This is a genomic window from Pseudokineococcus marinus (genome assembly GCF_013004605.1).
GTDB classification, from domain to species: Bacteria; Actinomycetota; Actinomycetes; order Actinomycetales; family Quadrisphaeraceae; genus Pseudokineococcus; species Pseudokineococcus marinus.
The window spans coordinates 1-1,102 of the sequence record NZ_JABEMA010000548.1; the positions used below are offsets into that span (position 1 = coordinate 1).

General features: G+C 79.4%; 2 protein-coding genes. Both read left to right on the top strand.

What is annotated here, in order from left to right:
* Positions 1-567: M15 family metallopeptidase (locus HLB09_RS17380; protein ID WP_171204529.1), on the top strand; the 567-nt coding region annotated here is incomplete at its 5' end.
* 28 nt (positions 568-595) lie between these two features.
* A partial coding sequence (locus HLB09_RS17385) for a glycerophosphodiester phosphodiesterase (RefSeq protein ID WP_322790247.1) occupies positions 596-1,102 on the top strand: 507 nt, incomplete at its 3' end.

A 1,102-nucleotide genomic window follows, 5' to 3' on the forward strand; every position in this document is an offset into this window, starting at 1 on the left:
CGCCTGGCCGCGGCCCGCGAGGAGCTCGGCCTGCCCGAGGGCGTCACGGCGCCCTCGCTCGCCGTCGGGGGCCTCGCTGGCGTGCAGGCCGCCGGCGCGGCCCGCGGGGGCGGCTGCGCCTCCAGCGACCTCAGCGCCCACGCCAACGGGCAGATCCCCGAGGAGGCGCTCTGCGCGCTCCGGACGGCGCCGGGCCACCGCCTGCGCGGGGACGCAGCGGCGGCCTTCGACGCCATGAGCCGGGCGTACGAGCAGGTCTTCGGGACGCCGCTGTGCGTCACCGACTCCTACCGGCCCCTCGCCGACCAGATCCGCCTGCGGGCCACGAAGCCGGGCCTGGCCGCCGTCCCCGGCACGAGCCGCCACGGCCTCGGCCGCGCTGTGGACCTGTGCGGCGGCGTGGAGGACTTCGGGACGCCGCAGCACGAGTGGGTCGTCCAGCGGGCCCCCCTCTTCGGCTGGTTCCACCCCTCGTGGGCCGGGCGCGGCGGCAGCAAGCCGGAGCCGTGGCACTTCGAGTTCGCCGAGACCGCGACCGGCGCGGGCGCTGCTCCGGCGGTCCCGTGACGCCCGGCGCGCCACCCGGGACAGCCCGGTGACGACCGGTCCGGGCCGCCCCCGTCCCGGCGTCCTCGCGGGCGACGGACCGCTCCTGCTCGCCCACCGGGGCTTCTCGCGGGACGGCCTGGAGAACACCCTCCCGGCCTTCGCGGCGGCCCTGGAGCTGGGCGCCGACCTCGTCGAGACCGACGTCCACACCACCGCCGACGGGGTGCTCGTCGCCTTCCACGACGACCGCCTCGACCGGGTGACCGACGCCGAGGGCGAGCTGGCGCGGACCCCCTGGTCGGTGGTCTCGCGCGCCCGCATCGGCGGCCGGGAGGCGGTGCCGCGCCTCGCGGACGTCCTCGAGGCCCTCCCCGGGGCGCGGCTCAACATCGACGTCAAGGCCCCGGGCGCCGTGGAGCCCCTCGTGGAGCTGCTCCGCCGGACCGGCGCGTGGCGCCGCGTCGTCGTGGCGAGCTTCTCCGAGCGCCGCCGCCGCGCCGTGCTCGCGGGCCTGCCCGCCGCGACCGCCGCCTCGGCCGGGGCGCCGCTCGTC